General features: G+C 43.6%; 26 protein-coding genes. 14 read left to right on the top strand and 12 right to left on the bottom strand.

The genetic code is table 11. The features are described from left to right. Nucleotides 1–17: 17 nt before the first annotated feature. A complete protein-coding gene (locus QP775_RS10810; protein ID WP_285106431.1) occupies nucleotides 18–347 on the bottom strand; it encodes an ArsR/SmtB family transcription factor in 330 nt (109 codons plus the stop codon). 268 nt (nucleotides 348–615) lie between these two features. Further along, complete coding sequence (locus tag QP775_RS10805) at nucleotides 616–957, bottom strand: zinc ribbon domain-containing protein YjdM (protein WP_285105969.1); 342 nt, start codon at nucleotides 955–957, stop codon at nucleotides 616–618. A 293-nt stretch (nucleotides 958–1,250) separates the two neighbouring features. On the opposite strand from QP775_RS10805, the gene QP775_RS10800 reads away from it, so the two are divergent. After that, complete coding sequence (locus QP775_RS10800; RefSeq protein WP_285105967.1) at nucleotides 1,251–2,702, top strand: alpha/beta hydrolase family protein; 1,452 nt, start codon at nucleotides 1,251–1,253, stop codon at nucleotides 2,700–2,702. A 72-nt stretch (nucleotides 2,703–2,774) separates the two neighbouring features. On the opposite strand, the gene QP775_RS10795 is transcribed toward QP775_RS10800, so the two are convergent. Then, nucleotides 2,775–3,761 (bottom strand): MerR family transcriptional regulator, encoded by a 987-nt coding sequence (locus QP775_RS10795; RefSeq protein ID WP_239329084.1) that lies wholly within the window; start codon nucleotides 3,759–3,761, stop codon nucleotides 2,775–2,777. A gap of 60 nt (nucleotides 3,762–3,821) precedes the next feature. Continuing rightward, nucleotides 3,822–4,256 carry an Lrp/AsnC family transcriptional regulator gene (locus tag QP775_RS10790; protein WP_239329085.1) on the bottom strand — a complete coding sequence of 145 codons (435 nt, stop codon included), beginning with the start codon at nucleotides 4,254–4,256 and terminating at the stop codon, nucleotides 3,822–3,824. Nucleotides 4,257–4,415: 159 nt separating this feature from the next. Between QP775_RS10790 and QP775_RS10785 the strand changes: the two genes are divergently transcribed. Continuing rightward, nucleotides 4,416–4,862, top strand: coding sequence for a VOC family protein (locus tag QP775_RS10785; RefSeq protein ID WP_285105963.1), 447 nt, complete (start codon nucleotides 4,416–4,418; stop codon nucleotides 4,860–4,862). A gap of 18 nt (nucleotides 4,863–4,880) precedes the next feature. Here the strand turns inward: QP775_RS10785 and QP775_RS10780 are convergent, their stop codons facing one another. Further along, nucleotides 4,881–5,762 (bottom strand): LysR family transcriptional regulator, encoded by an 882-nt coding sequence (locus tag QP775_RS10780; protein WP_285105961.1) that lies wholly within the window; start codon nucleotides 5,760–5,762, stop codon nucleotides 4,881–4,883. A gap of 162 nt (nucleotides 5,763–5,924) precedes the next feature. Between QP775_RS10780 and QP775_RS10775 the strand changes: the two genes are divergently transcribed. After that, nucleotides 5,925–6,674, top strand: a complete 750-nt coding sequence (locus QP775_RS10775; RefSeq protein ID WP_285105959.1) for an SDR family NAD(P)-dependent oxidoreductase — start codon at nucleotides 5,925–5,927, stop codon at nucleotides 6,672–6,674. Between the two features lie 114 nt (nucleotides 6,675–6,788). On the opposite strand, the gene pdxR is transcribed toward QP775_RS10775, so the two are convergent. After that, complete coding sequence (gene pdxR / locus QP775_RS10770) at nucleotides 6,789–8,195, bottom strand: MocR-like pyridoxine biosynthesis transcription factor PdxR (protein WP_285105957.1); 1,407 nt, start codon at nucleotides 8,193–8,195, stop codon at nucleotides 6,789–6,791. 131 nt (nucleotides 8,196–8,326) lie between these two features. On the opposite strand from pdxR, the gene QP775_RS10765 reads away from it, so the two are divergent. The 6 genes from QP775_RS10765 (at nucleotide 8,327) to QP775_RS10740 (ending at nucleotide 13,570) form a co-directional block, all read left to right on the top strand. Beyond that, nucleotides 8,327–9,598: an MFS transporter gene (locus QP775_RS10765; protein WP_285105955.1), complete on the top strand. Its 1,272-nt coding sequence runs from the start codon at nucleotides 8,327–8,329 to the stop codon at nucleotides 9,596–9,598. Between the two features lie 73 nt (nucleotides 9,599–9,671). Then, nucleotides 9,672–10,544: an NAD-dependent epimerase/dehydratase family protein gene (locus QP775_RS10760; protein ID WP_285105953.1), complete on the top strand. Its 873-nt coding sequence runs from the start codon at nucleotides 9,672–9,674 to the stop codon at nucleotides 10,542–10,544. 403 nt (nucleotides 10,545–10,947) lie between these two features. Beyond that, on the top strand, nucleotides 10,948–11,520 hold the full coding sequence (locus QP775_RS10755; protein ID WP_239329093.1) for an RNA polymerase sigma factor: 573 nt from the start codon (nucleotides 10,948–10,950) through the stop codon (nucleotides 11,518–11,520). 86 nt (nucleotides 11,521–11,606) lie between these two features. Then, the gene (locus QP775_RS10750) at nucleotides 11,607–12,233 is read left to right on the top strand and encodes a hypothetical protein (RefSeq protein WP_239329094.1); all 627 of its coding nucleotides are present in this window, start codon (nucleotides 11,607–11,609) and stop codon (nucleotides 12,231–12,233) included. A 51-nt stretch (nucleotides 12,234–12,284) separates the two neighbouring features. Further along, nucleotides 12,285–13,034, top strand: a complete 750-nt coding sequence (locus tag QP775_RS10745; RefSeq protein WP_285105949.1) for a hypothetical protein — start codon at nucleotides 12,285–12,287, stop codon at nucleotides 13,032–13,034. Between the two features lie 215 nt (nucleotides 13,035–13,249). Further along, complete coding sequence (locus QP775_RS10740; protein WP_239329097.1) at nucleotides 13,250–13,570, top strand: hypothetical protein; 321 nt, start codon at nucleotides 13,250–13,252, stop codon at nucleotides 13,568–13,570. Nucleotides 13,571–13,587: 17 nt separating this feature from the next. Here the strand turns inward: QP775_RS10740 and QP775_RS10735 are convergent, their stop codons facing one another. Further along, nucleotides 13,588–13,911 (bottom strand): DeoR family transcriptional regulator, encoded by a 324-nt coding sequence (locus tag QP775_RS10735; RefSeq protein ID WP_239329098.1) that lies wholly within the window; start codon nucleotides 13,909–13,911, stop codon nucleotides 13,588–13,590. A gap of 215 nt (nucleotides 13,912–14,126) precedes the next feature. Between QP775_RS10735 and QP775_RS10730 the strand changes: the two genes are divergently transcribed. The 3 genes from QP775_RS10730 to QP775_RS10720 all read left to right on the top strand — a co-directional run bounded on the left by QP775_RS10730 (nucleotide 14,127) and on the right by QP775_RS10720 (nucleotide 16,643). Next, on the top strand, nucleotides 14,127–14,822 hold the full coding sequence (locus tag QP775_RS10730; protein WP_239329099.1) for a Dph6-related ATP pyrophosphatase: 696 nt from the start codon (nucleotides 14,127–14,129) through the stop codon (nucleotides 14,820–14,822). Between the two features lie 257 nt (nucleotides 14,823–15,079). After that, nucleotides 15,080–15,391, top strand: coding sequence for an ArsR/SmtB family transcription factor (locus tag QP775_RS10725; RefSeq protein ID WP_239329222.1), 312 nt, complete (start codon nucleotides 15,080–15,082; stop codon nucleotides 15,389–15,391). A gap of 76 nt (nucleotides 15,392–15,467) precedes the next feature. Beyond that, the gene (locus QP775_RS10720; protein ID WP_285105945.1) at nucleotides 15,468–16,643 is read left to right on the top strand and encodes an MFS transporter; all 1,176 of its coding nucleotides are present in this window, start codon (nucleotides 15,468–15,470) and stop codon (nucleotides 16,641–16,643) included. Nucleotides 16,644–16,830: 187 nt separating this feature from the next. On the opposite strand, the gene QP775_RS10715 is transcribed toward QP775_RS10720, so the two are convergent. Beyond that, nucleotides 16,831–18,285: an alpha/beta hydrolase family protein gene (locus QP775_RS10715; RefSeq protein WP_285105943.1), complete on the bottom strand. Its 1,455-nt coding sequence runs from the start codon at nucleotides 18,283–18,285 to the stop codon at nucleotides 16,831–16,833. Nucleotides 18,286–18,512: 227 nt separating this feature from the next. On the opposite strand from QP775_RS10715, the gene QP775_RS10710 reads away from it, so the two are divergent. Next, entirely contained in the window at nucleotides 18,513–19,505 is a 993-nt protein-coding gene (locus QP775_RS10710; RefSeq protein WP_239329223.1) for a MerR family transcriptional regulator, read from the top strand. A gap of 60 nt (nucleotides 19,506–19,565) precedes the next feature. On the opposite strand, the gene QP775_RS10705 is transcribed toward QP775_RS10710, so the two are convergent. After that, the gene (locus QP775_RS10705; RefSeq protein ID WP_239329102.1) at nucleotides 19,566–21,029 is read right to left on the bottom strand and encodes an alpha/beta hydrolase family protein; all 1,464 of its coding nucleotides are present in this window, start codon (nucleotides 21,027–21,029) and stop codon (nucleotides 19,566–19,568) included. Nucleotides 21,030–21,318: 289 nt separating this feature from the next. Between QP775_RS10705 and QP775_RS10700 the strand changes: the two genes are divergently transcribed. Next, a complete protein-coding gene (locus QP775_RS10700) occupies nucleotides 21,319–22,209 on the top strand; it encodes an alpha/beta fold hydrolase (protein ID WP_285105940.1) in 891 nt (296 codons plus the stop codon). 231 nt (nucleotides 22,210–22,440) lie between these two features. On the opposite strand, the gene QP775_RS10695 is transcribed toward QP775_RS10700, so the two are convergent. From QP775_RS10695 to QP775_RS10685, 3 genes are all read right to left on the bottom strand, one after another. Further along, nucleotides 22,441–22,797, bottom strand: a complete 357-nt coding sequence (locus QP775_RS10695; protein WP_239329224.1) for a nucleotide excision repair endonuclease — start codon at nucleotides 22,795–22,797, stop codon at nucleotides 22,441–22,443. Between the two features lie 169 nt (nucleotides 22,798–22,966). Continuing rightward, entirely contained in the window at nucleotides 22,967–24,517 is a 1,551-nt protein-coding gene (locus tag QP775_RS10690) for a tetratricopeptide repeat protein (RefSeq protein WP_285105937.1), read from the bottom strand. 296 nt (nucleotides 24,518–24,813) lie between these two features. Further along, nucleotides 24,814–26,337: a malate:quinone oxidoreductase gene (locus tag QP775_RS10685; protein WP_285105935.1), complete on the bottom strand. Its 1,524-nt coding sequence runs from the start codon at nucleotides 26,335–26,337 to the stop codon at nucleotides 24,814–24,816. Between the last annotated feature and the right edge of the window lie 291 nt (nucleotides 26,338–26,628).

Below are 26,628 nucleotides of genomic sequence, written 5' to 3'. Positions count from 1 at the left end.
TCCTCATATTCAGGCACTTAGTCCTGTTGGTGCTCGTCTCTTTGCAGCTGCTGCAAGTAATGATCCAAGTTGTCAAAGCGCTCGCTCCAAATATTGCGATATGCCTCAAGCCAAGTATCAAGCGCTTGGAACGGCTCCCGTCGGAGTCTATAATGACGACGATTCGCTACTGCCTCAACCTCGACCAAGCCTGCCTCCAGCAATACACGCAAATGCTTGGAAGCTTGCGGCTGACGCAATTGAAGCCGTTCTGCGATCTCCCCTACAGTCAGAGGACCTTGACGCAATAGCTCTATCATACGCAAGCGATTCGGATCAGTCAGCGCACTAAATGTTGTGATATCCATCATGATGAGGGTCCTGCTAATTTAACGTTGGGATGGAGTACGGTATGAGTTACTTGTTCAGTCTCATACATGTTAACTCACCTTATTTCATCTATTCTGTACCTTTGCATTGAATATATACCATAAACGGAATATTCCTGTAAAGGAATATTTATTATTAATTTAATCCTGTGTGTACCGAACACTGCGCTCAGACCAAGTAAACAAACAAAAGCCCTCCAAGTTAGAGGGCTTTCATCTCAATCAGCATTATTAATTTCAAATGACACTATATCTTTTTTACAAACTCGGACTTTAATTTCATCGCCCCGAAGCCATCAATTTTACAATCAATGTCATGATCTCCGTCAACCAAACGAATATTTTTTACTTTCGTCCCAATCTTCACTACGGATGACGACCCTTTTACCTTCAAGTCCTTTATGACAGAAACGGAGTCGCCGTCCTGCAGCACGTTGCCATTCGCATCTTTTACGATTTTTTGATCTTCATTGTTATCATTATCCGATTCTAGTGTCCATTCATGTGCGCACTCTGGGCAAATAAACAAACTTCCATCCTCGTACGTGTATTCGGAATGACATGCTGGACAATTTGGCAAATTAGACATTCACATTTCTCCAATCTTTATGGCTCATTTTAAAACAAGTGCATTAGTTTGGATTATTATTGTCGCACACTATGAATCGTACAGCATTAGAATAGGCGTTCATCCTACACAATAACATCCAGTTGGTTCCTTATATGTATATATACTGTCATAGTCTTCTCTTAATGGCAAGCTTTCCATCCAACCCTCCATGAAAGTTCATAGAGCAAAAGCTGGTTGATTATCCCCTTAGGGGAGATTTTATACTTTTAACGAGAAAGCACCTAGAACAAAAACAAGGGAGGATTAATCGGATGAGATCTTTTGAAATGTTGTCTGCCATTTTTAATGTCTTATTGTTGGTTTGGCTTATGTTTGCTCCTAACAAGTCACAGAAAGGGCTCGTCGCTGGATTCGGCATCTCGACCCTGCTGCTCGTCATACATGCGTTTGTGGAGGGTATGCGCTGGCCAATGATTCCTATTTACGTGATAACCGTATTTCCAATCCTTATCTTCGCGAAAAGGTCCTTACTCCCTTCCAGGGAGCAGCCTCAGAAAACATCTCGGCTACGAATGACGCTGCTGACTATACTTGCAGCTCTCTTGTCTTTCACAGCTGTAGCGCTGCCGCTTCTGTTTCCGGTATTCACCTTTAAGAAACCGACCGGTCCATTTGCAGTTGGTACCGTCACCTATCACTGGACAGACGAGAAGCGTGAGGAGATCAGTACGCCAGAACCTGAAGACAAGCGTGAGTTGATGGTGCAGATCTGGTACCCCGCCAATTCAGCGGCCAAGGGAGCGCGCGCGCCCTATGTATCTAATCCGGACATGTTCGCCGCAGGGTATCACAAAGTGCTTCAATTCCCCGAATTGATGTTTTCAAGCTTTGCTCACGTCAAGACCTATGCCATAGAAGCAGCGCCGCTATCGGAGACGGAGGCTCAATATCCGGTGCTTGTGTTCTCACATGGATTAAGTGGGTACAAAAATCAAAACATGTTTCAGGTGGAGCAATTAGCAAGTCAAGGTTATATTGTAGTCGGGATTGATCATACGTACAGCAGCATAACATCCCTCTTCTCTGATGGGCGGGTTGCAAATTTCATTCCCCAAGAAATGTCGGTCAAAAATTTAGATAAATTAAACGAGCAATGGGTAGAGGACGCTGTGTTTGTGCTCGATCAAATCGAGAAGCTTGCTAAGAACGATCTTGATCATCGGTTTACAGGTCGAATGGATATGGGCAACTTGGGTATGTTTGGACATTCCTTTGGTGGAGCAACAAGCGTCCAAATGTTAATGACTGATTCTCGCGTTAAGGCAGCTATCAATATGGACGGGGCGTTATTTGGCCAGCTCCGGATCCCAGCGGATGGGTTAAAAAAACCATTTCTAATGATAAGCGCAGATGACACACTAAGAGGCGCAGATCTAATGACCGATGAGGTGATCGCGGCCCAAGGGACCACCAGAGAAGCTGCAAACGCATTTTATGATGAGTTACTTGTGCGTTACCAACCAGTAGCAACAGGGGGTAATTACTGGATGAAGCTGACAAATGCTAAGCATTTTAGTTTTTCTGACTTGTATTTGCTTACACCTTTGTTTGATTGGATAGAGGGTATCGATGTGCGTCGTACACATCAACTTACGAACGACTACACGCTTGATTTCTTTAATCACTATTTAAAACAACAACCATTTCAATATCTGGAGCAGTCTATTGGCGAGAACCCCGATTTCACATTACTGAAGGGTTAGCAGTCTGGGTTAGATGCAGCTGACGAGCAGTTGAGGGCACTTAACCCTCAATTGCTCTTTATGGTTATTGGCTCATTTCTGGATATTCTCCGGCTCCTCATCCATCTGTTTGAGTCGCCATTCCATCGCTTGGAGCATCAAGTTGTTACATTCAGACAATAGACGCCACTTGGGGTTTAAAATCGAACATAACGTATCTACCCGCAGGCTGCGTTCATTTACGGAATGAAGTGCATTCTGAGCATATTGACGGAAAAACGCCTCTTTATGACGTGCTTCCTCTTCGCTTGCATGCAGCATTACAAAATCGGCTAAAATCGCTTGTACAACGGGGATATTGGCAGTCAGCTTCAACGTTATAGCTGCTTCTGCACGTACACGCAACTGCTCCATCCTTCTAATCCATGCTGCAGCATTTACCCGCGGCTGGTGCACCATAGTAAAGAAATGAAGCTTGCCATGTTTAAGCTCAGCTAAATATTGAGGATCATTCACGAGCTCCTGCAGCTCATTCCAAGCATGAGTTTGCTTTGCTGATATTTTGACTTCATTCATAATATATTTGTTAAAAAAATGAAAAAACGTGTCCCTCCACTCCAATGGAAGTCCCTCTAGAAATTTCAACTCTTTCATTTTATCGTGAATAAATTGCTTGCGCCGCTCTGCATCGATGATCAGCTCGTCTACTAAATCTTTCATATAACCTAATGAATCTTCATCAGATTCATGCTCTTGTTCCTTCACTCGACGCAAGATCGAAATCATATCCCTAAACGTACTAACCTGCGTTTCAAGAGCCTCAATCTGCCCATCCAGCGCCTTGCAAAACGGAATCTCTCCAGACAACATTTTACGTATATCCTCAATACCATATTCCAGATAACGAAGTGTATTGATGAGTTCTAAACGGCTTATATCGTTCATTGTATAAAGTCGATGTCCACCCTCGGTGTAACTTGTCGGTTTAAGCAAGCCGACCATATCATAATATCGGACTGTTTTTATCGTTGTACCCAGTATCCTTGCAACTTCCCCAATGGATTTCTTTCCCTCATTCAAGAAATTTCACCTCCTGCATGCATCCTCAGTGCACCTCATCATTCTGGCGAAGCACTTGTATTAAAGTAGAATTCTATTTTCAAGTATGTTCTTCATGCAAATGTGGGACTTTGAAGGACCGATCTGTACCAGTGCATCTTGAAAATCGGCAAGTTCCTCTATGGATGCGGTTTGTACTTTGATCAGATAATTAAATTCTCCACTGATACGAAATAAATCCGTTACTTCTCTAGACGCTGTACAAAAATCAACTAACTGCTGACAGTGTTCCGTTTTTACTAGCATAAACGCAACCGCCCCACGATCCAAATTGGACAAGTGGAAAGTCGTACTATACTCAGAAATGATATTGTTCTCCTCCAGCCTTACGATTCTCTCTTTAACTGCAGGCTGAGACATCGAAATTTCCTTACTGATCTGGGCAATGGGCATACGTGCATTGTGCTGAAGCAATAGCATAATCTTCTTATCTATATCATCCAAGTGATGAACCATAGTAGCCAACTCCCCATTAACTTTATTTTCTAACGTATACTATTTAAATTAACTTATAATTCATTATTAAAATTATGTATATACCTAAGATTACACATATAAATATTCAAATAATATAACTATAATTATAACAACAAATAGATCGAGGAGCGATGTCAGATGAGCGTGAAAGGTCTTGCCCATGTCGCGATACAAGCTAAAAATTATCAAGAAACAATAGACTTTTATACGCAAGTGCTAGGGTTCAAAATAGGCCATCATTGGAGTCTGCCTTTATTTCATATTAAAGAGGCCTCTATGCTGGTATCGCCTGACCAAAGAACCTGTATCGAAATCTTTGATCAGGAAGCTGTGATTCCCGCACAAGGAAAAAAAGCCGCAGCTGATGAGGAAATCACCCACGGAGCAATATTACACTTTGCATTTTATGTAGAACATGTAACACAAATATATGAAAAAGCCCTCGCATACGGCGCAAAGGCTTATATAGAACCGGGCAAGCTTGCTCTCGGCGAGCCTCCTCTTCTGGTTCACAATGCCGTCATTCACAGTCCCAATGGCGAAATTATCGAATTGCTTGAAGAAGTCAGCTTTGATCGGACTTGAACTTTGGGGCTATCCATACTAGAATTCGCTCTGCAGTCGTTGAATAAATCGTTTGGACGCCTGTGAAGGATGCTTCCCTTTGTGCAGCACCCAGCCATAATAAACGGGGCTTACATCTGAATGATCCAGCTCTATCGGCACAATGTCCGCTATGTCCGTGAAAGAATACTCCAGCCCGACTGTAATCGCCAAGCCGCGCTTCACTGCGTTCTGGATGGCTTTGGTATTGTTTGTAGTAAAGAGGATATTGGCCTTTCCATACTGCGAAATTAAGGTGTTTGTATCCTCCCATAAATCCTTGTCGTCATATAAGACCAACGTTTGCCCGACTAACTGTTCGGGCTTAATCTTCTTCTCGTGGGCAAGTGGTGAATTCGGATGGACCCCTACAACCATCTTTCCCTCCCACAATTTTTCAAATGTCACATATTCCTTTCTGTTGATAACCTCATCGTTTAGCACGATTAGTCCGATATCAATCCTGCTGTGCTCCAGATCCTGCAATATTTCATTGGGTCCTTTTTCAAAAATCTCGATATTCACATGTGGATAATCTGTCTTGAACGACGACACGACATCCACAAGCAGGTGCATAGGGCCTGGTATGGTCGCGATCTTTAATTCACCGCTTAACGTATTGCAGTACCCTCTTGCCTCTTCTTTTAGTTCATACACTTTTGACAATACTTCCTGTGCTTTCTTAATGATCTGTTTTCCTTCAATTGTTGGGAGAGCACCTTGACCCCGCGAACGATTAAATAGGGTGATGCCCAATTCGGCTTCCAATAAGGATATCGATTGACTGATTGCAGATAAAGTGACATGAGTATTCTGAGCAGCCTTTGTAAATGAGCCCGTGTTGGACACCTCTACAATATACTCCATCTGTTCCAAATTCATCGTCAGATCCCCTTGTTAAGATTTAATTAATTATAAGTAAATATAATTAAATTTTATTTAAATTTATAGCGAGTTACACTGAGTGTATCGAATTGGATCAGCACCATGATAGAACACATTACATTTTCATTATAATACATCACCCTAATGGAGGTATAATCGATGGACACAAACAAAGTAGCTGTGATTACAGGTGGTGCAAGCGGTATAGGCAGAGCGACAGCCCTTAAATTTGCAAGCAAAGGCGCACATGTCGTAGTTGCTGACTTTAATGAACAAGCAGGCAACCAAACGGTTGCTCAGATTAAAGAGAGCGGCGGCCAAGCTATTTTTGTAAAGACAGATGTCTCCAAGTTTGAAGAGGTAGAGGCTCTCATTGAACACGCGGTTGCCGCATTCGGCAAAATTGATGTCATGTTTAACAACGCAGGCATCGGGCGGGTTACGCCTGTCTTAGATCAGGACCTACATGACTACCATAGTGTCATCAGCGTCAACCAGCACGGGGTAGCTCATGGTATTATTGCTGCAGGCAAAAAGATGCGTGAATTGGGTACAAAAGGTGTGATCATCAACACCGCTTCTGTGTTTGGATTCTTAGCCTCTCCGGGGACATTTGCTTATCACGCTTCCAAAGGCGCCGTCATTATGATGACCAAATCTGCAGCGCTTGAACTATCACCATATGGCATTCGAGTGGTGGCCGTTGCGCCAGGCGCTGTGGACACACCTATCATTCAGGGCTACAAAGATCAAGGCATGGTCGACGCCATGAAAGCCAAAGTGATTGGCAACAAGTTAACAACGCCTGAGCAAGTCGCGGACTCCGTGTATTTGCTGTCATTAGAAGAAGCCAGTGCAATCAACGGCAGTGTTGTGATGGCTGACGAGGGCTATGCTTCCTTTAAATAAAGAGGGGCTCAAATAGGACGAATATCTACACCTGTTTCTCCAATACAATTGGGGAGCAGGTGTTATTCTTTTGCTAATACCTCAAAGCCAAGCTGCTGACGACTCCCTGTTCGCTCATTTCAAAAAATCCGCAATCGCTTCGATCCCCTTCCCAATCTGTGCCTCCGTGAGATTGCCGAATCCCATAATCAGCCTGTCCTCATATTTGCCCTTGCCAATCGTGTATTTATCCGCAGGATATATTCTAATATTTCGTGCCTCTAGCTGCATCGCTAAGTCAGTGTCGAATCGCCGCCCCGGGAACTCCGCGACCAGATGTAAACCTGCCGCATCACCAGTTATGTTAACCCCTGTACCAAATGTGTCACCTAAAGCGGTAAGCAGCTGATTACGCCTTCTTCCGTAAATACGCTTCATGTGACCAATATGATGTTCCAAGTGACGGTCTGCCATAAATTTGGCAAGGGTGGCTTGCGATAAGGTGGGGCTGTGCATATCCATAAGACGTTTTAGCTGTAGCAGTGGAGTGACTAACTCATATGGTACGACCATATATCCAAGTCTTAATGCAGGAAACATATTCTTACTAAATGTCCCTACATACACCACTCTCTCAGCATCAAGCTCCCGCAGCGCACGTACCGGCATCCCCGCGTAGCGGAATTCACTGTCATAATCATCCTCTATAATGTAACAATTGTGCTCTCGTGCATATTCCAGAAGTTGAATCCGACGCCCAATCGATAAAATGCTGCCAAAAGGAAATTGATGCGACGGCGTGACAAATACACACTTGGGAGAAAGAGATGTCGGCAGCTGATCGACACATAACCCGTACTCATCTACTGGAGTGGGAATGATATTTGCCCCAGCTGATTCAAAAATATCTCGGATAAAGCTGGCCGTGGGGTCCTCAGTTGCCAGAGCATCATTCGGTTTTAGCAGGAGCTTGCATAATAGCGTGATCGCTTGAGTCGCACCCGCCGTTACGATAACTTGTGACGTATGGCATTGAATTCCTCTGTCGTGCAGCAATAAACGGCAGATTTGGGTACGAAGTTCCTCATTGCCCGCTGGATCTGCATACCCAAAGTCGTAGAAGGGGGCGCTGTTAAGAACTGCAAGGGATGATTCCTTCCATTTCTGGCGCGGAATGAGATCAAGAGCGGGGAAGCTAGGGCGAAAATCAATGCCCTTAAAGCTGGTATAGCTTGTTGCGATTTCACGTGTTCCGACAGAGATGCTTTTTTCATGAGTGTTGGTTATAAACGGATTTCGACCACCTATATCCACCACGTACGTGCCTGATCCCTGGCGCCCTTCCAGGTACCCCTCCGCAATCAACTGCTCGTAAACCTCTACGATAAGTGCTCGTGACACACCTATTTCATGTGCAAGATCTCTTGTTGAAGGCAGTCTTCTCCCCGCCATATAAAAGCCCTCAAATATGCGATCACGCAGCAAGGTGTACACTTGCTTGGTCTTGGTACCTTGGGCAGAGGCGGCAGACTGATCCCACATACAGCATGCACTCCTTATCTTCATAATTGGTATGCTACAAAACCCATTAAAGTGGTACTTATTCATACCAATCTAACATGATAAGATCGAAATTACTACTATAAGAACTGCACAGAAGGAAGGTGCCATGGATGAGTCAACGTGTTCATTTCCCTCCCCAGATGCATCAGCAGCAAGGGGTTCATTCCATACAAGGAGTTGACGCTGTGCAGCCGCCTCGACAGCAAGAAAAGCCTGTCATGGTAGGCTGGCTTATCACAGCGGCTCTCTTTACAGCCGCACTTAACTTGCGGCCTGCCATCACTGCTGTAGCGCCGTTACTTGGGATCATTCGCACCGACCTAGGCTTAAATGCTGCGATCGCAAGCTTATTAACGTCAATTCCGGTGCTTTGTATGGGATGCCTCTCTCCCCTGTCTACTCGCCTTGGCAGAAAGTATGGTCTAGAACAAGTGATTGCTTGGTCTTTGGTACTCATAACGGCTGGGACCTTATTAAGACTTGTCACAGACTCGGTATTCACCTTGCTGGCCACCACGGTGCTGATCGGCCTAGGTGTTGCAACGATGGGACCTTTGTTGTCTGGTTTTATTAAGAAGCATTTTCCCACACAAATAGCCGCCATGATCGCTGTATACACTACGGCACTATCGCTTGGAGCTGCCCTTGGGTCAGGCTTGTCCTCGCCGTTGCAGCTGACGGCTGATTCATGGCAAAAAGCCCTCGCCCTATGGTCCTTGCTTGCAGCAGCAGCGCTTCCCATCTGGTTAATAGTCATCCGACGACAAGCGGAGGCCCCGACATTATCATCTGTCCCCTTGCAAGGTCCCAATATGCCATGGAAAGAAACGCAAGCCTGGCTGCTTACTTTGCATTTTGGACTGCTGGCGATGGTGTTCTATTCGTTAATGGCATGGTTGCCAGCTATCATGGAAAGTTTGGGCCATTCTCATGATTATGCAACCTATTTGCTGACGATCTATGCCGTTGTCCAAATCCCAAGCGGCTTCTTGCTCCAACTGCTGCTGAGGAGAGTCCCCTCCAGAAAAGCTTGGTTGTTATGTGCTTCCCTCATGCAATTGCTCGGGCTCGCCTTAATCCTATGCTCGACGCCTGCTTGGGCAGCGGTTTCCATATGCGGATTAGGCTCAGGAATGCTGTTTTCACTTGCATCATTGCTGCCTGTTGATACCGCCTCTACACCAGAAGAAGCGGCCTCCTGGGCCGCAATGACACAATCCATCGGTTACTTGATTGGGGCACTGGGACCGCTCCTAATCGGATGGATTAACGATATGACTCATCAATTTGAGATCGCAATTCTGGGACTAAGTCTAATTACACTAGTATTGATGGGGCTGCAGATATCTATGGCTGCACGTCATATGAAAGCCGCTTCCTGATCCCAACATATAAGAAATTCTGTTCCCAATTAAGCAATTAGCTATTTTATTCCCTACACATGGAGGTATAGTTATGAAAATTTTTGTCGCAGGCTCTACAGGTGTAATTGGCCGATTGCTGATCCATAGACTGGTCCACGCAGGCCATGAAGTGGTTGGGATGACGCATAGACTGGATCGTAAAGCGCACATCCAAGCAATGGGCGCAAAGTCGATTGTAGTTGATGTGTTTGAAAGAGACGCTGTATTAGCAGCCGTGGGTGATGTACGTCCAGACGTTATCATTCATCAGCTTACTTCCTTAAGCAATTGGAGTATCGAGGATAATGCTCGGATTCGGATTGAAGGAACTCGCAACTTAGTCGATGCAGCGCAGGCTGCTGGTGTAACACGAATGATTGCGCAGAGCATATCATGGGCTTATGAGCCCGGAGATCATCCTGCGGGGGAACAAGTTCCGCTCGATATCCATGCGCCTTTTCCAAGAAAAACAACGATTGACGGCATATCGGCCTTGGAGCGTATCGTTGCGGAGATCCCAGAACACGTCATTTTACGATATGGTGCTCTTTACGGACCTCACACCTGGTATGACCATAAAGGCCTCATCGCTGAGAAGGTGATTCAGGGACAGCTGCCAGCAACCGATGGCATAACCTCCTTCCTTCATGTGGAGGATGCCGCTAATGCTGCTCTGCTGGCATTGGACTGGCCTCCAGGACCCGTCCATGTAGTCGACGATGAGCCTGCCGCAGGAACCGAATGGTTGCCTGTATATGCGACAGCGCTGCAAGCCCCTGTACCTGCGCATCAGTCAGGGCGACAGCGCGGTGAGCGCGGCGCGTCCAATGCAAGGGCGCGTAATGAATACGGTTGGACTCCATTATATCCAACCTGGCGTACAGGATTCGCGCAAAGCTTGAATCCCGCTCCCGGGCAGCACTAGCGTCTGTACGGCTAACTTGTTGGCAGCTAGTTAGGCCATCCAGCATATATGATGAAGGCCAGCTCCTTGATCCCCTATTGGGGCTGAAAGAACTGGCCTTTATTGATGTAACTATAGCAACGTCGATATTCCTGTTGATGGATAGTCCTTCTCGTTTAATGACGCTGCTCTTCTTTCCTATGCTTTATAAATCAGGTATATTTAATACAAATCATAAATTGATTCCCAAATTAATCAACGATTATATATTTTACAAACTTACTAGTTCTGCCTCTAAATCGTTCAAGCCCCCCCAATTTCCGTCCGCCACTCCACTTACTCATTAAGTAAACATTGCTATAAAAGTTATGGTTTCACGTATTTATTTATGATAAAGAGCAGTTTGCTAGCTTGGAGGGATTATATGGAGCGCTGGTTATTATTTCTACGCGACAATATTCATCATCTAGACAGCTCGACTCAACAATCAGTGTATTACTCTTATAAGAAGCTGATCTATCGTGATATCTATCTTTTATTTCACAATCATGAATTAGCAGAGGATGTCGTACAAGAGTCCTTCTTAAAAGTAATGATGAAAGCACCCAAATTGCGTCATTCGAATAATCTTAAAGCTTGGGTCAAAAAAGTGGCTCGGAATACCGCATATGATTATTTGAAAAAAAACCAAAAGTATTACCTTTTATCGCACTCTCGCCTCATAAGATATCTAGAACATCATTCTCAGGCTGATGTTGTTTTAGTTGACAGCCATATTGAATCAAAAATTTGCTATGAAATGTTATATGAATCACTAGATCAATTAAATACTAGGTACCAAGACGTAATTCGCTTATATTATCTGGAAAACAAAACATGTAGAGTAATAGCTAACGAATTAGAAATGTCAGAACAAGCCTTAATTCAATTACTATACAGGGCGAGGAAGAAGCTCTATACTCATTTTTCAAGAAAATGGGGCATGCGCCTCAAATAAAACGTTATCTATAGCTTGTTCACTTCGTTAGGGTAAATGTAAGGTTTATTGAAGAAGTTAAGACTAACCAACAGGAGGTTTGATAGATGGAAAGACATGAACTGATTAATGGTTATTTACAGTCACTCAAGTATTATATCTGGATTAGTGACTTAAGCCCTGCTCGTAAAAGTAAACTTTTTGAAGAGTATCGGTTATTAATTGAGGATCAATCGACTTCCACGAGTTCAATCTCTGAGCTGCGCTCCTTATTAGTTGATCTCGGAAATCCCAAAGATATTGTTAAAAAAGAGATGCATGGGTTAGACGGCTCTTTGACCCCTACAAATGGAAAGTTTAATCGAGGCATGGGCTTTATGCCATATATCCTAACTATAAGTTGGACGCTCAATAGTGACTTGTACCATCAACTCAGCGCATGGCAATTCCAAGCCTCCTTTTGGATCCATGCCAGCGTCATCTTTATTCTTTTAGTCGCTACTATCTCCAGCTTCTATAAATACCGTTATGACCAGTCATTTTTTAAAGAAATCGTCTTTTCCAACTTCATTGTCTACCTTCCCCTCTCACTTATTTTTTGTTATATGCTGCTGCAACAATTTTCTATAACTGCGCTTATAATACCGTTCTCACTTATTCTCCTCACCACGATATCCGCCTTTTATTTCGACTGGAGAAATTCAAGCTTTATGCGAAAATTATTTATTCCTTAAGCCGTATTTTTGTTGGATATCAACAATTTTATATAAGGTGGGGGTTTAGCTATGGTCAAAAAAATAATCACCGTTATGATGATCTTCGCTTTTGTTTTTGGAACATACTCTCCAGTTTACGCTCTTGACCTCACTAGTCAGACACTGCCTTCCTCCAATAATTGCGGTTGTTGTACACCTGGGTCGGCATTAACCGACGAAACATTAGAACTCGCTACTAGAGCATCCGGACTTGATTCCATCCAAATTCTGAGTTTACAGGATGGCGATCAATTTATTTCGCAGCATGTAAAGACAGATGTACTATTTACACACTTTTTAAATCAACAGAGTATAGCATTAAGCAGCTTAAAAGACATCAAAGTTATTCAAACTGTTCAAGATGGAGATACGAAGTACACCTTCTCCATAGCAACTGCTTCAGATTTCGCATCGCTTAGCGGCAACACAAATGAACAAGGTATCCTAGAATCCCTACAACTCGTCAAATTAAAAGAAAATGTCGATAGCAACAATCCGGAAAGCGTCGCATTTGACATCATAGATGCTAAAGATGGGAACTCCGTTATCACCTTGAAAGAGCTCACTCTGCTTAAATTAAATGCAGCCGCCAAAATTGGATTGACAGATGAATTCACAACCTTAGACATTGATTGGGTTCGCTTAGGCTGCTCATTATCCGGTGCGTTAGCATGCCCGGTTGCTTGTCTCGCATTTGCTGCACTACCGCCCGTTATGGTGGCCTGTAATATTGGATGTAAAGCAGCATGGGAATTAGGGCTTTGCTCTAAGGCCTCCTAATCTAATCATGCTCCAACAAAATACGGAGATTATCCCCGCGGAAAACCATTTCGCGGGATTTTCTTGTTATAGGCTATGTATACCAAACATAAAAAAATAAACGCCTGCTTTCAAAAGCAGCTCTCCATTATCATCTTTTGCCATCAACTTGTTATCTCAGCTAGTTGGTTAGGCGGTATGTTGGCGGATTGGCACGCCAATAAAGGCTGTTGTATTTGGAGCAGAAAAAGATCAAAAAACACAAATACCAGCCGCTCCATGCAATGGAAGTGGCTGGTCCTGTTTATTTCAAGTTGAGAAGTGCATCAAATATCCAGATTCCTGAAGTACCCCATGTTGCTATCAATAAATATCAGAGGAAAAGCAATTATTTAAAACCATTATCTATTAAAAATAAGTGGCAGACTTCAGAAGCAGCGCGTATTATCAGCTTCCGTTTGTATGACCCATGTACGTTAGGTAGCCTGAGAAATGCATGGATGATTACGTCCCACCAGCATTCGAAGGTGTTTTACTATGAACTTACAGGCGTATAAATTGAATTTTTACGACCTTAATAAATTGCGTACACTTTTACTAAAAATGAAGACTCTGCACCACTCGGATTAGCAATATAAAGTGATCTTGCAGTTATGACTATGGATGTATTTCCACTAATCACATCATCCAATTCCGTAGGGTCCGTTCCTACCGACACATCCCTTTTTACATCAAACGTAATGTCATATTGATCTACGCCCCCACCTTCTACTTCCCATCTTAATCTTTTTGTACCCGGAGGAAGAACCTCGGTACTGAAATTTCCGCTCGAACGATGTTTTTGACCGCTTAACGGCGCTTTCTCCGATCTAATGCTTGTTACTAACTCCTGTGGCATATGATCCCTCCAAGACTTAAAATCAATTTACTTACATTACCATTCATACTGTTTACTTGCATCCTGTAGAACAAAATTCTTTAAATAGCCCCATCGATTTACGTGACTTGTAAACTGAACTCATATACAGATTTCTAAGTCCTCATTTATAGTATAGGTAACGGATTTACTAGATTCCCTGCCAAAAATCATGTCAACAAGAGGAGAAGATGGAAATGATGGAAGTAACGGATTGGAGAAATGGCGCCTATGGGCATAAATTTATAGCTTCTTTTAGTGGAGGCAAGGATAGCGTTCTAGCCTTGTACAAAGCCATGAGAGTTGGAGAGGCCATTGGTCTGATCGTCATGTTGGAGGAAGAAGGGAAACGTTCCCGTTCACACGGTATGCCCCCAGAGCTTATACGTGCCCAAGCGGAGGCCATTGGTCTGCCTTTATACACGGCAGCTGCCAGTTGGTCCGATTATGAAGAAGTGTTTACACGCCTGCTAGTAAATGCTAAGCAGCAAGGAGCAGAGGTACTGGTAACCGGGGACTTGGATGTGCCTGCTCATGGATGCTGGCACGACCAAGTAACCAAAAATGCTGGACTAAAGCTGGGAATGCCTCTATGGGAAATGGACCATCGGGAAGCCGTCGAAACGTTCATTAGCCTGGGGTTTGTAACCATTCTTGTAACTGTAAATTTATCATTAGGTATGCGGGAAGAGGATCTCGGGCGAACGTTAACCGCTGAATATGTAAGGGAGCTTGAAGCTCGTGGAATTGACCCTTGCGGTGAGGGTGGAGAGTTCCATACTACCGTAATCGATGGGCCTATTTTTAAACAGGCGATTCCGGTTCGCCGCTGTGAGATCCTGAAGGATGGAGACTACGCCTTTCTGCCTTTGGAATTGATTAAGCAATCGTAAGTCTCAAGGTATTAACAGAGGAGTATGGTTAGAGGGGATTGTTATCCCCCTTACAGCACGACATACGTTGGGTAGAGGGAGAGCTTACAGCAAGCAGCAGCAGATTGATCAATGCTGCCGCGTGCAAAACAAGAACAATAACGAATAAGCTTCATAAAGCTGCTGCTAATTTCGTATCCCCTCCCTTGACCCTGTATGGGAAAACAAATAACACCTTTCGCATTTACAAATCTATAAAAATAGATATAATAATGATTATGGAACCTTTACTAATTTATAAAGCCTTGTCTAACGAGACCCGCAGTCAGATTATGTTATGGCTGAAGAACCCCGAACAATTCTTTGATGAGCAGCCCTATTTACGCCAGGGCCTCAACTTCCGGATTGGTGTGTGCGTAGGCGATATACAGGCTAGATCTGGGCTTGCGCAGTCTGTTATATCGAGTTATCTCGTTACCATGCAGAAGGCTGGATTATTGGAATCTGAACGCATCGGCAAGTGGACGTACTATCGTCGCAATGAACAGACCATACAGAAATTTTCCGAGTATATTAAGGAAAAACTATAAAAGGAAAGGAGTCTTTTTTACTCTTTTACATCTATATTTCTATATATATAAATACGAATGGAGACTTACATCTACTATGAAAAAGGTTAACTCGCTTCTGATCCTGATTTTGGCTTTAGGCGTGTTCGGTATTATTACAACTGAAATGGGTATTATAGGGGTTCTGCCCCAAGTCACACAAAAATTTAATATATCCGCTTCACAAGCAGGATGGCTTGTAAGTATATTTGCTTTAGTCGTTGCCATTTCTGGCCCCTTCCTAACCTTACTGACTTCTGGTATTAACCGCAAAGTCATTCTTTTGACGGCTGTACTTCTTTTTGCGATATCCAATATCGTGTATGCCTATACTGCAACATTTGAAGTTATGCTCGCCTTCCGTATTATCCCTGCCATTTTCCATCCTGTCTTTTTCTCAGTAGCCCTCGTAACTGCAGCTAAACTTGTGCCCTCAGAAAAAAGCGGCAAGGCAGTTACAAAGGTGTTCGCCGGCATAACGGTTGGATTTGCATTTGGTGTGCCGTTGACCTCTTACCTCGCCGAAAAGTTATCATTAGAAGCCGCATTCTTGTTCGGAGCGCTAGTAAGTATAATTGCCTTTGTAGGCATACTCGTGTGGTTACCCTCCATGCCTGTTAAGGAAAAAATGTCTTATGGCAAGCAGCTTGGCATATTACGCAAACCTCTATTGTGGTTAAACATCGTGACCGTTATTTTTATTTTTGCAGCTATGTTTTCGGTGTACAGCTACTTTGCTGAATATCTTGGACAAGTGACACAGATGAACGGATCATGGATTAGTATGATGTTGATGGCTTTTGGTGTAATCATGATAGTAGGAAATTTTATATTCGGGGAGTTATTGCATAAAAGCATGACAAAGACCGTTATCCTGTTCCCTTTGCTCTATACAGCAGTATATTTATTGGCTTATTATGGGGGCACTTATTTTACTCCGATGGTTATGATTGTGTTCGTGTGGGGAGCCGTGCATTCTGGCGGGCTGATTGTAAGCCAAGCATGGTTAACGACGGAGACCAAGGAAGCGCCCGAATTCGGCAACAGTTTGTTTGTCTCTTTTTCCAACCTCGGGATTACTATAGGGACTTCAATCGGTGGTTGGTTTATTTCCCACCTAGGCATACATCAGCTCATCTGGAGCGGTATGATGTTTGCATTGCTTGCGTTCCTATCCATTGTGCTTAAAATAAAAATCTCCCAATCAAGTGCAAGGGAAGCGACCGCTCGTTAAACGTACGATAACGATCGTTCAATAACAGGTGGCAGTTCGGAACATGATCAACCTGTTCTATGGGCTGCCGCTTTGTTCTTATTCACCTAACCATTAAGAATAGCAATGTTTCTTTAATGGAAGCAGCATGACCAAATAGCCAAGGTCTGATGCCCTTGGCTATTAATCATGTTATTGATTGCGGGAATCAACCCTTCTGTAGGGTAAACTCGGGATGATCACCAATACTCTGTTCCAACTTTTTAAATGGCTGCTGTTTTAGATAGTGGTTAAAGAAATCAAGCGAATAATCGTTAATAAGGCGGTGTGCACTTCGTATATCCACCCCTTCCATCCTCTCGTACAGAGGCGACATCAGATAGGTGTCGGAAAAGCCCATATGCTTCATATTTTTAATTGTCATCAAGTAGTTGCCGCCTGCTGTTACAGACTCTTGCCGGGCAAATGTATCCCTAAAAAACTTGGTTAAATCCGCTCTTGTCGTTCCCTGAGAGGCGATATATTCATCGCTCATCTTCTCTGTCCCCGTGAGCGTGTCATCTGCACTCATCATTAGAAATGGCTTCTTCAGCCCATCTGCCGGAACCCGTAGCTTGCCATATAATCCGCCGTCCATATTGATTGCTGCTTTAATTCTGGAATCCTTCATCAGCATTTGGACAGTCGTTGCGCCTCCGAAGGAATGACCGAACATCCCAATGCGCTCCAAATCCATCCGTCCTGTAAAGCGATTGTCTGGATCATGTTGGGTAAGCTCTTCGATTTGATTGAGTACAAACGTAGCGTCCTCCACCCATTTGTCATTTAATTTATCTAAATAATCAATTGTATTACTTTCTTGAGGAACAAAATGTACCACACGGCCATCAGGGAAAACCGTTGTTGTGCTGTGGTAAGTATGATCAATGCCTACCACGATATAACCATGGCTTACTAATTGTTCGATCTCAAATGTGTTTTGGTTTTTAGCCCCGTTTAAGGAATGGGAGAATAAGAGTACTGGATATTCGGGTTCTTTATCGGATAGCGCTGCTCCTTCAACCGCATGCGTTTTGACTAGGCCAATGCTTGTAAATAACGGTTTTGGCATATTCAACGCTTTGCTGTATCCATTGGCAAAAAGATCAGGATAAGCAACATAGGGTGTACGCTCGCCTTTGGATGCTGAACTGGCTGGGTACCAAATCTGCACCATCAATTCACGCTTATCGTTGGGTGCGGAAGTATAGATCTCCTCTCGTCGATTATCTTTCCAATCATAGGACACTGTCCCAATCGAGTATGGTCCTTTTGGCTTCTCAAACGTAAATACCGGAAGCAGGAGCGGTAGGGCCACGGCTATGGAACAATATATAAAGGCCAGCACCGTTATCATTATGGTCCGTATTCGGGATGTCCCCTGTCTCACTTCCTTCGGTTTGAACTTATACCGCAAAGCAGCGATAACAATGGGTACGATCGTCATCACATAGATCGGAATCATGTGCCATCGCATGCCTTCGCTGAACCCATGTATCAGCACGAGTACGGCCGAAGCTCCGAATCCAACCAGCAGCCCGCGCTGCGATTTGTTTGGGGCAAAAATTACCCAACCAAGCATTAGAACATTAAAAATAGCAGTTAACATTTCAAATGATCTCATATGTTTATATACCTCCTCGTCTACTGTTCATGCTGCTCACTAGCCCAGAGTATATATCCTCCTGTTACAGGACAATCAACACCTATTTTTATTTACTTTGCTATTGCCAAAATCAAAAAGATCTTCAGAGAAGGTGTTTGCGTTACTGAGGATGTGCAGTCCCCTTGAATCTCCGGTTACAGGAGATAGTAAAATACACCTTAAAAGGGGGGATCGACTTGTATTTCATGCACAATACCAATACGCAGTCTCAAGATATTTCGGATTGTATAGCTCAGGCAAGCACCTATTCCATTGGGGAAGTGGCCAAAAAGATTGGTGCCCCCATCAAAACGGTACGTTTCTATGATGAAATTGGGCTAGTAAAACCCACTAGTTATACTGAGGGCGGGCATCGATTATATACTACGGAAGATATTAAACGTTTAGAGCTGACGACAACTTTCCGCTGTTTAGATTTCGAAATTGATGCTATTAGCCAGATCATCTCTGGGGATAGACCCGTTGATAAAGTTATCGACTGGCAGCTCGAGTCCTTGGAGACGCAGGTTCGCACGCTAGCGAATATCATATCCATTTTGCGTCAAGGGAGAACACAGCAAGGAGATCCATTACGTTGTATCTATGATCTGGTCCATATGAATGCAATACACATCGAGGAGCGCAAACAGTTCATCTCGGAGAGAGTGAAAGCTTCCAAATTTTTAGACGGGATTCCTGAAGAGTGGAGTGACTCTCTGTTTTATTTTTTTAATAAATACATTATCAATCAAGTAAAATTATCTGCTAAACAAACAGTTGCTTGGGAAGAACTGCAGCGACTCATCAATGATCCCCAGTTTATAGAGGATCTGAGAAGCATCGAGTTTATGTGCTTTCATGCGGCTCATCGACCTCATTTTAATGCAGCCACATGGATCAGGAAGCTAGAGGATATGCAAAGCCGTTTAAAACAAGCATTAAAGAACAAATATCCTGCCCACAGTCGATTTGTACAAGCACTAGTGGAGGAAGCGACCATGGTATATGCCAATTCAGAGCAACCAAGCAACAAGGAAGAGGACTTTCTCTGCTTGGCTGAATATGTTCAGAAGACCAAATCCAAGCATCTGGAACGATGCAATACGTTATGTTCCATTCTAAGCCCTCAATACCACCTGCTTTCAAAGGCAAACCTCCTGCTATTTCAAGGCATAGAATGGAAGTTTCAACATATATGAGAAAAGACCAATATTGGGAACAGTAGAGGGCCAAATACCCTCTACTGTTCGATTTTGCAATCACCCTTTTTGCAACGTAAATGCGGGGTAGTCGCCAATATTTTGTTCTAAAAGCTTAAAGGGCTGCTGCTTTAAATAATGATCGAAGAAATCGAGCGAGTAATCATTAATGAGGCGGTAAGCCTTTCGAATATCGACCCCTTCCATTTTTTCATACAGCGGTGAAAACAGATATAAATCGGAGAAGCCCATATGCCTCATATTTTTAATTTTCATCCAATAGTTCCCTCCATCTGCTACATGCTCGTACCGCGGCAGCGTTTCACTATAGAACTTGGCTAGTTCCTCTCTTGCCTCGCGCTGGGCAGCATCATCCTCCCCACTCATATTCGCTGTACCCGCTAGCGTGTCATCGGCATTCATCATCAGAAATGGCTTCTTCAGCCCATCTGCCGGAACTCGTAGTTTGCCGTACAAAATACCGTCCATATTAAGAGCTGCTTTGATTCTGGAATCCGTCATCAGCATCTGAGTGCTTGTTGCTCCACCAAAAGAATGACCAAACATGGCCACATTTTTCATATCCAATCGACCTGTAAAACGGTGGTCAGGATCATCCTTGGTCAGCTTCTCCACTTGATCCAGCACAAACGCAGCATCTTCCACCCATCCCTCGTTTGCTTTATCTAAATATGCAATAGAGTTCGTGTCTTGCGGCATATAGTTTGCCACACGACCATCAGAAAAAACAGAAGCCGTACTGCTATAAGTGTGATCTATGCCTACCACAATATAGCCATGGCTGACTAATTGTTCGATCTGAAAGGTATTCTGATTTTTGTGACCACTAAATCCATGTGAGAAAAGGAGCACGGGATATGAGGCTTCCTGATTGGAAATCTCCGCGTGTTCAATAGAATGCGTTTTGACAAAACCAAAAGTTGTAAATAATAGCTTTGGTAAATTCAAAATCTTACTGTAGCCCTCTGCAAAGACATCCGAATCGGAAATATACGGCGCTAAACTACCTTTGGCTGTTGAATCAGCAGGATACCAGATCTGCACCATTAACTCGCGTTTATCCCCAGGTTCTGGTGTGAGCGTTTCTTCCCGCTGATCATCCTTCCAATCATAAGTGACGGTGCCGATTTTATAGGGACCCGTCGGCTTATCGAAGGTGAATACCGGAAGGATGAGCGGCAGAGTTACGGCGACTGATGAATAAATGACCGCCAGCATGGTCAACGCAATATGCTTTGCATTGGATGCCTTTTTGACACTCTGCCCCTCGGATCGAGACATCATTCTGCTGGATACTATAACTATAGCTAACGGAACGCCTGTCATCGCATAAGCCGGCATCATCTGCCAGCGCATGCCTTCGACACCCCCGTGCATCAGCAGCACGATGGCTGATAGACCGAAACCAATCAACAGTCCTCGCTGCGATTTGTTCTTGGCAAATAGGATCCAACCCATCAGCAAAATATTGACGACTACGACCAACACCTCAAAAGATCTCATAAGCATGAACCTCCTCATTTACAGTTAGCAGCTATCTGCTTTCTAAATCTCACGATACAATCTCCTGTAGATGGATATTCAAGCCTTACTTTTAAAATTATTTGTTGAACGCTCGGTTGTCGCTGTCTGTGAACCTTAAATCAAAACATTAAAGTGCTATACCAAGCTTTCAAATGATCACTTCTTATTTTTAAAGATTGTTTTATCTCCACCTTCTCACTTGCATCAATGTTGTATATTAGCTTGTGAAAGTGCTTATACAAACATATTTGAAGTGGGAGGGCTGCATATGATCCAAGCCAAATTGCATGATGGACAAATGATTGATGTAGAGATTCAAGGAGAGGGGCCGAACCTGTTGCTTCCCGTAAATCCGCATCCTATAGAAGGGCCTCAGGCTGATGAAATGGTACAGTGGGGCGTTGATCCAACCCTTGGACGTTCGCTAATAGATGGCCTTCGTGATAAATTTCGTGTGATCGCCTTCGATTATGAAGGTCATGTTCTACGTGCAGCGAAACCCGACACCTTAACACCTGCCAACATCTCCAGTGACCTGTTGTCTATAGCTGATGCGGCATCAGCCCCGCAATTCGCCTATTACGGCTACTCTTGGCTTGCACTTAGCGGCATGCAGCTAGCGATTCGCTCGCAACGCCTCTCGGCACTTGTTATGGGCGGTTTTCCGCCTATTGACGGCCCTTATCAGGAAATGTTAAGCGTAACAAGGGCAACTCACGAGATGTCCTGTTCAGCTTCTAACTCTCCAAATAGCTCCCGTAGTGCTGCGGAAGAATTTGATTGGTCCACTGTAGAGGTCTCGATGAGCGAGGCCCAGACCAAGCAATTTGTAACCCTGTATCAGCATCTACAAGGCTTTAATGATCGTTCAGCCCAATCTGAGATCACATGTCCTCGCCTTTGTTTTGCAGGCACAGCTGACAAGATTGATTACAGCAAGCGTTGGGGGGATGTGCAGGTCGATATTGCGGGCCCGCTTATGCGCAGTCGCAGCGAAATTGAAGCTTTGGGATGGGATGTCGAGGTTCTAGAGGGGCTCAATCACACACAAGCTATGCAAGCTGTCCATGTCCTGCCCATCCTTCGACCTTGGCTGGAATCGACACTGACTGGAAGGGAAAATGCTCACTTGATATCTGATAGCGCTGCAGATGTGTAATGTGAATGTGAGGAAAACGATAGTACTTCTTTGTAATATAGGACAGTTTGTGTGATATATAGGGCTCCTTGTATTTTCGCAAGCCAGCCCAAAGCAACCGGATATAACCATACGGCTTATTCGGTTGCCTTTGGGTGTGCAGCCTCACGAACCTGATGCTGCCCAGAATACAAAAAAACAACAAGTTCAGTTCTCATGACTGCGCTTATCGTTTTTAGGTGTGTACTTTATTTATTTGAAGAACACTTTTTCTACATTGTATTTGGCTTTATAAGTGTTTATAAGGTAGGTTTCGTAAATCTCCCGCTCTACAGCATCTTCATTAACATAAACCTCGATTTTTGCAATCTCATTACGATGGTTTTTCACGACAGATACGGTATCTTCAAAATGCTTTTTAATTCTAGGTCTCAGCTTTCGTGCCTTACCTACAAAAAGCAGCTCATCCTTATCGTTATAGAACGTAAAGAAGCCACCCGTTTCTCTAGTGATCAGATGAAAATCAGTAAAGCCATAAATGTTGCTCATCTGGGGGCTTTTTTGCTTGTAAATCGTTACATCCGGCTTGGGGATGGTTATGTTAATCATTTTCATGCACTTCCTCTCTGTTATAAGTCTTTATCCTATCATAAAACCTCAAAAGAATACTATTGGCTAAATAGCGGCAATCACACGTTTGCCTCTGTAGAGCGAACCTACAAGGTCTTCCATGCCTAACGCTGCTTTATCCATCAATTAAAACGTTAATCGAGTGGAATCACTCAAATCTGCTTAACAATTCCAGCGCCTCTTCATGATCAGGCTCAAGTTCTACTAGCTTTCGTGTGTACTGTAATGCGTCATCTTCCAATTCTAACTCGAAACAACAAATGGCCAGACAATAAAATACAGTGGATACGATCTGCTCTTGGTCTGTATGTATCGACATTTCTAAAAAACGTTTTGACTCTTCGTACATGTCCATCTCAAACAGGATCAATCCCGCATCAAGTGCTAAGTCATAACGCTGTTCCATGACATAGTACGAGGACCACATTAGCTGAATGCCTCTCCAGATGTCCTGTATTTCTTCATCATTTGCATCTGGCAGCAAACGAGAGATCCGACTCGCGCTCTGAATGAAAAATTCAGCATCGTATCCGCCTAAACGCCAAAAGCTTAATATTTGCTGCAGCTGCATGCTATCAAGATTACGATCTACCCATTCCTTCATACTAAAGAAATCGTCCGGACCAAAGCGTTCAATAAAGCGGCGATAAGCTAATCTTGTATGATTATACGCCTTCGGCTTATCCAGATTGAGAATACAACCCACATTTAAGTTCTTATAGTGATGCGGTGGAAATAAAGCCGTTGCTCCTCTTTGCTCAAAATAATGTTGAATGGCATGGTAGTTTGCTGTTAAAGAAAAACTTCCATGAAGAATCAACTCTGGCGGCTCTGAGAACTCCCAATTATCAAGCAAATGATCGCCTTTATCTGCTGTTATTAATAGAGATCCCGCTTGAGACAACCGATTCAAACGTTCCAAGCAAGTCAATCCCGCGACAGGAAATAAGATGTGAGAATCCTCTAACTGTTCCTGATACATAGCAATAACATTACGATATCGGTACGCTTCTTGTTCATACTCAGGAGCCCGTCGATACTCATAACGTAAAGATATTTGATGTAATGCTTCCGACGGTTGAAGCGAATCCATATTCTCAGGACAGTCGACGATAACATCGGCTTCGTAAATTTGACCATCACCAACATAAATTAACTCTTGTGGAATACCACAAAAAAAGTAATTCGCAACAACGATTAAAGGCTGCTCTAAATCACCCTCACTAATAGTCGTGCCGGCAACGACCAGATTCAGATCCGTATCCTGAAGAGCATCAAATCGTGCAAAATCGAGTAATCCTTCGGCAATAAAGGATTGTAGAGCAGGATGCTCCTTCCAAGCTAACACATTACTCATTGCCAAATCAGTCATAATGTAACGAAACGGAGGTAGTTCCATTTCCGCATAATCTCTTAATCGACACAACTCCAGCAACACGTGGTAAGCCAGGCGTCCAGCTCCTGCCCCAAGCTCCACAATCCAAACAGGAGTTGATCGATGTTCCTGACCAGCCCGATCTTGAAGAAACCCAAAGATCATTTCTGCATATGACGTAGCGATCATTGGATTACTCGTTATGTACTGCGGCACTTGGTCATTATTCCAAGCCTTCATTCCTTTTTCTTCATAATAAGTCCGCTGCAGATCCCAGATTGGGGCTTCGCTAAAGCGGTAACGTTGTTCTTTATTATCTGTCATTTACTCTTATCCTACTTCTGCTAGTTTTTTATTATCTGTCCATCACAATCATTTTCATACCTGCAATCATAACCTATTTTACGTTTAATCCCTAATTTCATTCTGCCAGAACGGGACTGAAAAATACCTTATATCCTTTAATTGTTGTGTAATCCCTGTGTTCTCCTTGATATAAGACCCCAAATCAACGTAGACTCTAGCTCGTTTATATCCGGGATTTCTTATGGATCACAGCTAATTACAGGAAAAGCTAAACGGCCTCAGTCCTATGGAATTCAGGACAAAGGCCGCCTCGCTTATTTTAACTTTTGTGCTGTCGAAGTGACAGGTTGCAGTACACTACTTAGACGAAGCGTCCGCGTTGTTAAAGTATGAATTTCGTGGAAAAGCTCGGGCTGTTCCACGAGCGACACGCCATAAGAAGGAATCATTTCTTTTATCTTGGGCTCCCACTCTTTGATATGCTGCGGGAAGCACTGGGTTATTAACTCAAGCATGACATTAACAGCTGTAGAAGCACCCGGGGAAGCGCCGAGCAATGCAGCTATCGATCCATCAGCGGCACTGATCACTTCTGTACCAAATTGAAGCGTTCCTTTGCCTCCGTCAGCCGTATCTTTGATGACTTGGACACGCTGGCCCGCTACCACTAAGTCCCAATCCTCGCTCTTGGCGTCTGGGACAAACTCCCGTAAATCGCCCATGCGCTTCTCTTTTGACAACATGACTTGCTGGATCAGATATCTTGTTAATGACACATTTTTTGCGCCTGCTGCCAACATCGTGACGAGATTATGCGTTTTTACGGTCGTTAGCAAATCAAACATGGACCCTGTTTTTAGAAACCTTGGCGAGAAGCCAGCAAATGGTCCAAAAAGCAACGATTTTTTGTTGTCGATATATCGGGTGTCAAGATGCGGAACAGACATCGGCGGAGCACCAACCGGCGCTTTGCCATATACTTTTGCATGATGCTGCGCCACAATATCCGGATTGTTACACACCATAAATAGTCCGCTTACCGGGAAGCCGCCGATACCTTTTCCTTCAGGAATACCGGATTTTTGTAGTAAATGTAGGCTTCCTCCCCCACCGCCAATAAAGACAAACTTGGCAGTGTGGCGTTCGACAGTACCATTTTTGGCATTTCGCACTTTTAATTCCCACGCGCCGTCGCTAGTACGTTTTATATCGTCAACACTATGCTGGTATCGAATATCGACGTCTTTACTCTTTAAATGATCAAGCAGTAAGCGCGTTAAAGCGCCAAAGTTGACATCCGTACCAGACTCAATTTTTGTTGCCGCTATCGGCTCATTCGATGTCCGACCTTTCATAATAAGCGGAATCCAATCAATCAGTTTAGCCGGGTCGTCACAATACTCCATTCCTTGAAACAGAGGATTGTTTGACAGCGCTTCAAAACGTTTTCGTAAAAACGTTACATTCCTCTCCCCTTGCACTAGACTCATATGAGGCAATGGTACAATAAAGTCCTGTGGGTTACGGATTAAATTGCTGCTTACAAGATAAGACCAAAACTGCCTTGAAACCTGAAACTGTTCATTAATCTTTATAGCTTTGCTAATATCTATCGATCCGTCCGGCTTTTCAACGGTGTAATTAAGCTCACATAGTGCAGCATGCCCCGTTCCCGCATTGTTCCATTCGTTAGAGCTTTCCTCTCCTGCCTTGGCGAGCTTCTCAAACACTGTAATTTGCCAGTCAGGTACTAATTCCTTCAGCAAAGACCCTAAAGTCGCACTCATGATTCCGGCACCAATTAAGATAACGTCTGTTTTGGTTTGTTTATTGCTCATGTTTACCGTCCTTATGCGCTAATATTTGAAGAAATGATGTAGGCGTTCCAGTAAGCGTAGGCTCTCACTATTATTTATAAATTTAAATATAGTTATTTACTATTATATTACAGCTATATACGTTTTAAAAGACGATAAATTTCAATGATGACATAATGTTGCAGTTAAGAAGAGAGAAATTTGCCGTAAAGCTCAAAAATCAAAACAATCATTGATCGTAAGCCAAAAATGCCCTCATAATTGTTATCCCGTTTTGTGTTGAAAATCCAATAAGAAGGCACCTCTTCGGAT

Source organism: Paenibacillus sp. UMB4589-SE434, assembly GCF_030226685.1.
Taxonomy (GTDB): domain Bacteria; phylum Bacillota; class Bacilli; order Paenibacillales; family Paenibacillaceae; genus Paenibacillus_B.
This window is presented reverse-complemented; position numbering and strand designations above follow the sequence as displayed.